This is a genomic window from Corallococcus sp. AB049A, assembly GCF_003668885.1.
Classification (GTDB): Bacteria; Myxococcota; Myxococcia; order Myxococcales; family Myxococcaceae; genus Corallococcus; species Corallococcus interemptor.
The window spans coordinates 1-6,290 of record NZ_RAWL01000471.1; the positions used below are offsets into that span (position 1 = coordinate 1).

Sequence of the window (6,290 nt, forward strand, 5' to 3'; positions counted from 1 at the left end):
GGCCCCCACTTCCGAAGGCAGCGTCAGCCGCGAGGAGCTGGAGCAGCGCCTGGAGGCCACGCGGCAGGAGCTGCGCGAGGACATCCGCGCCCAGACCGCCACCCAGGCCGTGGCCAACAACGACTGGCAGGAGGAGTGGACGGAGGAGAAGCGCAAGCTGGAGCTGTTCACGCTCGACGGCTACCTGCGCGTGCGCCCCACGCTCTTCTACAAGTTCGACCTGGGGAAGCCCGCGCTGCCCTCCGGCACGCCCCTGGGCCGCCAGCTGTGGACGCGCTCGCCGCGCTCCGCCGCGGAGCAGACCCAGGCCGGCGCCAACATGCGCTTCCGCCTGGAGCCGTCCTTCAACGTCAGCGAGGACGTGCGCATCAAGGCGCAGGTGGACGCGCTGGACAACGTCCTCCTGGGCTCCAACCCGGACAGCGCCTACAGCGGGGATGGGCGCAACAACTTCACGCTCTTCTCGGAGAACCAGTCCCCGTCCAACTCCGCCGTCAACGCGTTCAAGGACTCCGTCATCGTGCGGCGCGCGTACGGTGAGGTGACGACGCCGGTGGGCATCCTGCGCTTCGGCCGCATGGGCAGCCACTGGGGCCTGGGCATGCTGCGCAACGACGGCAACTGCCTGGACTGCGACTACGGCGACACCGTGGACCGCATCCAGTTCGTCACGGAGCCGTTCGCCGGCTGGTACGTGACGCCCATGCTGGACTTCAACTCCGAGGGCCTGTCCACGGAGAAGGCCAACGCGCTGGGCGAGCCGGTGGACCTCACCCAGTCCGACGACGCGCACAGCCTGGTGCTGGCCATCGCGCGGCGCGACACCGACCAGCAGCAGAAGGCCAAGCTGGACAACAACCAGGGCGTCCTCAACTACGGCCTGTACTTCACGTACCGCACGCAGCGCTACGCGACCACGACGGAGACGGGCGTCCCCTTCCAGGACGCCAACCCCTCCATCCCCGTCACCACCACCGCGCCGGCGTTCGTCCCGCGCGGCGGCACGCTCTACATCCCGGACCTGTGGTTCAAGTACGAGGAGAAGCAGTTCCGCATCGAGGCGGAGTTCGCCGCGCAGCTGGGCACCATCGACGGGCGCGCGCTCACGGCCAGCGAGCCCACCACCCAGTCGCTGCGCGTGGCGCAGTTCGGCGGCGTGCTCCAGACGGAGTTCCACGTCATCCCGCAGAAGCTGCACCTGGGCATCGAGCTGGGCTTCGCGTCCGGTGACAAGGCGCCGGGCTTCGGCAACTACCCGGGCCGCCAGGGCACGGGCTCGGACGGCAACACCGCGCCGGGCGACGTGGAGGGCCGTCAGTACCGCTGCGACACCGGCGGCTGCAGCGACAACGCCATCCGCAACTTCCGCTTCAACCGCGACTACCGCGTGGACCTCATCCTGTGGCGGTCCATCCTCAACGGCGTGACGGACGCGTTCTACGTGAAGCCGGGCCTCAAGTACTCCATCGCGGAGGGCTTCGACGTCTTCGGCAGCGTCATCTACTCGCAGGCGTTCTACGCGGAGTCCACGCCGTCCTACCTGAGCAAGAGCCTGGGCCTGGAGGCGGACATCGGCGCGCGCTACATCACGGAGGACGGCTTCGTGGCGGGCATCGACTACGGCATCCTCTTCCCCCTGGACGGCTTGAAGGACATCGGAATCCCGGGCCAGGAGACGAGCACCGCGCACGCCATCCGCGGCACGCTGGCCATCCGGTTCTAGCCCATGCGCTCCACCTTCTTGCGGCTGTGCGCCGCCACCAGCCTGACGCTCGCGCTGGTGGCGTGCGGCATCAAGGGCAACCCCCGCGCGCCCCGGCCCGCGCCGCTGCCCGCGCCCACGCCGCAGACGGTGCCCGCGCAGCAGCCGCCTCGTGGGCCCATTGAGCCCTCCGGCCCCACGGTGCCACCGTCCGCCGCGGACGCAGGGCTGCCGGAGTGAGCCCCTTCAGCCACAAGAAGGGCGTGCTGCACGCGGAAGCCGTGCCCCTGCCCGCCATCGCGGACGCGGTGGGCACGCCCACGTACGTCTACTCCACCGCCGCGCTCACGGAGCGCTTCCAGGCGGTGACGGAGGCGTTCCAGGGCCAGAAGCACCTCATCTGCTACTCGGTGAAGGCCAACTCCAACCTGGCCATCCTGGGCCTCTTCGCGAAGCAGGGCAGCGGTTTCGACATCGTGTCCGGCGGCGAGCTGGCGCGCGTGAAGCAGGCCGGAGGCGAACCTGGCAAGACGGTGTTCGCGGGCGTGGGCAAGACGCCGGACGAGATGGCCCAGGCGCTGTCGCAGGGCCTCCTGCTCTTCAACGTGGAGAGCGCCGAGGAGCTGGACGCGCTGGATGCCGTGGGGCGCAAGCTGGGCAAGCGCGCGCCGTTCGCCCTGCGCGTGAACCCGGACGTGGACGCGCGCACGCACCGCTACATCTCCACCGGCCTGAAGACGTCCAAGTTCGGTGTGCCCTTCGAGGAGGCCGTCGCCCTCTACGCGAAGGCGAAGAAGATGAAGGGGCTCAAGGCGCTGGGGCTGGACTGCCACATCGGCTCGCAGCTCACGCGCACCGCCCCCATGAAGGCCGCCATCACCAAGGTGGCGGACCTCTACTCCACGCTCAACACCCAGGGCCACGCGCTGGAGTACCTGGACGTGGGCGGCGGGCTGGGCATCACCTATTCGGACGAGACGCCGCCCAGCCCCCAGGAGTACGCGCGCACGGTGCTGAACGCGACGGAGGCCACCGGGGCCACGCTGCTCCTGGAGCCGGGGCGGGCGCTGGTGGGCAACGCGGGCGTGCTGCTCACGCGCGTGCTGTACCGCAAGCCCACCCAGGCGCGCACCTTCGTGGTGGTGGACGCGGGCATGAACGACCTGATGCGTCCGGCCCTCTACGAGGCGCACCACGACCTGCGGCCGGTGGTGAAGCGCCGCGGCCGGGACGTGGAGGTGGATGTCGTGGGGCCGGTGTGCGAATCCACCGACGTGCTCGCGCGCTCGCGTCCCCTGGTGCTGCCCCGCCAGGACGACCTGTACGCCTTCATGAGCGCCGGGGCTTACGGGATGAGCATGGCTTCCACCTACAACTCGCGGCCCCGGCCGGCGGAGGTGCTGGTGGACGGAGCGGCCTGGCGTGTCGTGCGTGAGCGCGAGCGCGTCGAGGACCTCTGGCGCGGCGAGCGGGCCTGAACGTATAAGCGCCGGCATGAAGACCTTCGAAGGCTCCATGACGGCGCTGGCCACCCCGTTTCTCAACGGTGCGCTGGACGAGGGGGCCTTCCGCGCCCTGGTCCGCTACCAGCTGGAGGGCGGCACGAACGTCCTCCTGCCCATGGGCACCACCGGCGAAGCGGTCACCATGGACGCGGATGAGCGCGCGCGCGCCATCGCCGTCGTCGTGGACGAGGTGAAGGGCCGCGTGCCGGTGGTGGCGGGCGCGGGCAGCAACAGCACGCGCGAAACCATTGAGTCCGTGCGCCGCGCGCGCGAGGTGGGCGCCGACGGCGCGCTCATCGTCACGCCCTACTACAACAAGCCCACGCAGGCGGGCCTGGTGGAGCACTACCGCGCCATCGCGAAGGCGCACCCGGGCTTCCCGCTCATCGCCTACAACGTGCCGGGCCGCACGGGCGTGGACCTGCTGCCGGAGACGGTGCTCCAGCTGTGTGACATCCCGGAGGTCGTGGCGCTGAAGGAGGCCACGGCCAACCTCATCCGCGCGGTGGACCTGGTGGAGAAGTGCGGCGACCGGATGACGCTTTTGTCCGGTGACGACTTCACGGTGCTGCCCTTCATCGCGTGCGGCGGCAAGGGCGTCATCTCCGTGTCCTCCAACGTCGCGCCCCGCATGATGGCGGACCTGGTGGCGGCGGCGCGGAGCAACGACCTCGCGAAGGCGCGCGGCCTCCAGGTGCGGATGAACGCGCTGCACCGGCTGCTCTTCGTGGAGTCCAACCCCATCCCCGTGAAGTGGGCGCTGCACCTGATGGGCATGTTCGGCCCTGAAATCCGGCTGCCGCTCGTGCAGATGGGCGAGGCGAACGCCGCGAAGCTGAAGGCCGAGCTGTCCGGCCTGGGCCTGTTGAAGGGCTGAAGAAGGGAAGGGAACACGCGCCATGACCCGCACCGTCATCACCGGCATCTCCGGCCGCATGGGCAGCACGCTGGTGCGCCTGGCGAAGGCCGCCAGCGACCTTGCGGTGGTGGGGGCCACGGTGCGCCCGGGCAGCCCGCTGTCGGGCCAGGACGCTGGGCTCGTGGCCCGGCTGGGCACGCCGCTGGACGTGCTGGCGCAGGACGACCTGGGCCGCGCGCTGGACGGCGCGAAGGCGGACGTCGTCGTGGACTTCACCGGGCCGGAGGCCACGCTGCACCACGCGAAGGTCTGCGCCGGGCGCGGCGTGGCGCTGGTGGTGGGCACCACGGGCTTCACGCCAGAGGGCCGCGCTCGGCTGGCGGAGCACGCGAAGCGGATCCCCATCGTCGCGGCGCCCAACATGTCCGTGGGCGTGAACCTGGTCATCCGCATGGCCGCGGAGCTGGCGCGCGTGCTGGGGCCGTCGTTCGACGTGGAGGTGCTGGAGGCGCACCACCGCATGAAGAAGGACGCGCCCAGCGGCACCGCGCTCAAGCTGGCGGAGGTGCTGGTGGACGCGCTGGGCCGCTCGAAGGACGACCTCACCTTCGCGCGCGAGGGGCAGACGGGCGCCCGGCCGCCGGGTGAGATTGGCGTGCAGGCGCTGCGCGGCGGGGACGTCGTCGGCGAGCACACGGTGTACTTCTTTGGCGAGGGCGAGCGCATCGAGCTCACCCACCGCGCGACGAACCGTGATCAGTTCGCGACAGGGGCGCTGAGGGCCGCGCGCTGGGTGGCGGGCCGCGCGCCGGGACTCTATGACATGGCCGACGTGCTCGGCCTCCAGGGGAAGACATGACCGCCCGTTACTGCCGCTTCCAGGTCGAGGGCCGTGCCAGCCATGGCCGCGTCGACGGCAACGAGGTGGTGGTGCTCACCGCCGCGCCGTGGGCCGGCGGCAAGGAGACCGGCCTGCGCCGCTCGCTCCAGGGGCTCACGCTGCTCACGCCGTCGGACGCGTCCAAGGTCGTCTGCATCGGCCAGAACTACCGCAAGCACGCGGAGGAGATGGGCAAGCCCATCCCCACCGAACCGCTCATCTTCACCAAGCCCTCCACCGCGCTCAACGGCCCGGGCTCTCCCATCCGCCTCCCCAAGGCGAGCCAGGAGGTGCACTACGAAGCGGAGCTGGCGCTGGTGATTGGCGAGCGGCTGAAGAACGCGGACGAGGCCACCGCCGCGCGCGCCATCTGGGGGCTCACCGCCTTCAACGACGTCACCGCGCGCGACATCCAGCGGAAGGAAATCCAGCACACCCGCGCCAAGGGCTACGACACCTTCGCGTGCGCGGGCCCCTGGGCCGTGACGGGCCTGTCCCCCGCGGACCTGCGGGTGGTGTGCCGGGTGAACGGACAGGTGCGCCAGGATGGCCGCACGTCCGACATGGTGTTCAGCCCCGCCCGCCTGGTCTCCTTCATCTCCCACATCATGACCCTGCTGCCCGGCGACCTGGTGAGCACGGGCACCCCGTCCGGCGTGGGCGCGCTGAAGGCCGGGGACACGGTGGAGGTGGAGCTGGAGGGAATCGGAACCCTGGTGAACCCGGTTGAGATGGAGCCTTGAGCGCTACCGTCTATGTAGGACTGGGTTCCAATGAGGGCGACCGCGAGTCTCACCTCGTGGCCGCCCTTGCCGCGATGTCGTGCATCGACGCGGTGTCGGTGCTGGGTTGTTCCTCCCTCTATGATTCGGCCCCGGTGGGGCCCGCGCAGCCGCGCTTCCTCAACGCCGTGGTGGCGCTGGAGTGCGACCTGACGCCGCAGCGCCTGCTGTGCATCCTCCAGCGGATTGAACAGGACCTGGGCCGCCGCCGCACGCAGCGCTGGGGCCCGCGCACCATCGACCTGGACATCCTCCTGTGGGACGAGGAGGACCACTGCGTCGTCGCGGACGCGAACCTCCAGGTGCCCCACCTCGAACTGCACAAGCGCCGCTTCGCGCTGGAGCCCCTGTCGGAGCTGGCTCCCCACGTCCGCCACCCGGTGCTGGGCGTGACGGTGCAGGAGTTGCTGACGAAGCTCGCCCCCCAGGACGTCCGCAAGCGCGAGGCCCTCTTCTGGCCCGACATGGGCGCCCGTTTCCCCGTCCACGAACTATGAGCCTGTCCCTCGTCCTGGCCACGACCGCGCTGCTCGCGGCCGAGCCCACCTCCCTGCCTCCCGGC

General features: G+C 70.6%; 7 protein-coding genes. All 7 read left to right on the plus strand.

What is annotated here, in order from left to right; all coding sequences use genetic code 11:
• Positions 1 to 1,723, plus strand: a 1,723-nt coding sequence (locus tag D7X55_RS33770) for a TIGR04551 family protein (RefSeq protein ID WP_121725205.1), incomplete at its 5' end; no start/stop codon positions are given.
• Positions 1,724 to 1,726: 3 nt separating this feature from the next.
• Positions 1,727 to 1,942, plus strand: a complete 216-nt coding sequence (locus D7X55_RS33775) for a hypothetical protein (RefSeq protein WP_121725206.1) — start codon at positions 1,727 to 1,729, stop codon at positions 1,940 to 1,942.
• Positions 1,939 to 3,180, plus strand: coding sequence for a diaminopimelate decarboxylase (gene lysA / locus D7X55_RS33780; protein ID WP_120551120.1), 1,242 nt, complete (start codon positions 1,939 to 1,941; stop codon positions 3,178 to 3,180). Before D7X55_RS33775 ends, lysA begins: the two co-directional genes overlap by 4 nt.
• A gap of 16 nt (positions 3,181 to 3,196) precedes the next feature.
• Positions 3,197 to 4,084 carry a 4-hydroxy-tetrahydrodipicolinate synthase gene (dapA, locus tag D7X55_RS33785; RefSeq protein ID WP_120551121.1) on the plus strand — a complete coding sequence of 296 codons (888 nt, stop codon included), beginning with the start codon at positions 3,197 to 3,199 and terminating at the stop codon, positions 4,082 to 4,084.
• 22 nt (positions 4,085 to 4,106) lie between these two features.
• A complete protein-coding gene (gene dapB / locus D7X55_RS33790) occupies positions 4,107 to 4,925 on the plus strand; it encodes a 4-hydroxy-tetrahydrodipicolinate reductase (RefSeq protein WP_120551122.1) in 819 nt (272 codons plus the stop codon).
• Entirely contained in the window at positions 4,922 to 5,689 is a 768-nt protein-coding gene (locus D7X55_RS33795) for a fumarylacetoacetate hydrolase family protein (protein WP_120551123.1), read from the plus strand. The genes dapB and D7X55_RS33795 overlap by 4 nt, the downstream gene beginning before the upstream one ends.
• Positions 5,686 to 6,225, plus strand: coding sequence for a 2-amino-4-hydroxy-6-hydroxymethyldihydropteridine diphosphokinase (gene folK, locus D7X55_RS33800; RefSeq protein ID WP_120551124.1), 540 nt, complete (start codon positions 5,686 to 5,688; stop codon positions 6,223 to 6,225). Before D7X55_RS33795 ends, folK begins: the two co-directional genes overlap by 4 nt.
• Positions 6,226 to 6,290: the final 65 nt, after the last annotated feature.

What these genes read in the sequence shown, in the direction of transcription:
- dapA (WP_120551121.1), top strand. Translation starts at nt 3,197, where the DNA reads ATGAAGACCTTCGAAGGCTCCATGACGGCGCTGGCCACCCCGTTTCTC.
- dapB (WP_120551122.1), top strand. Translation starts at nt 4,107, where the DNA reads ATGACCCGCACCGTCATCACCGGCATCTCCGGCCGCATGGGCAGCACG.
- D7X55_RS33795 (WP_120551123.1), top strand. Translation starts at nt 4,922, where the DNA reads ATGACCGCCCGTTACTGCCGCTTCCAGGTCGAGGGCCGTGCCAGCCAT.
- D7X55_RS33775 (WP_121725206.1), top strand. Translation starts at nt 1,727, where the DNA reads ATGCGCTCCACCTTCTTGCGGCTGTGCGCCGCCACCAGCCTGACGCTC.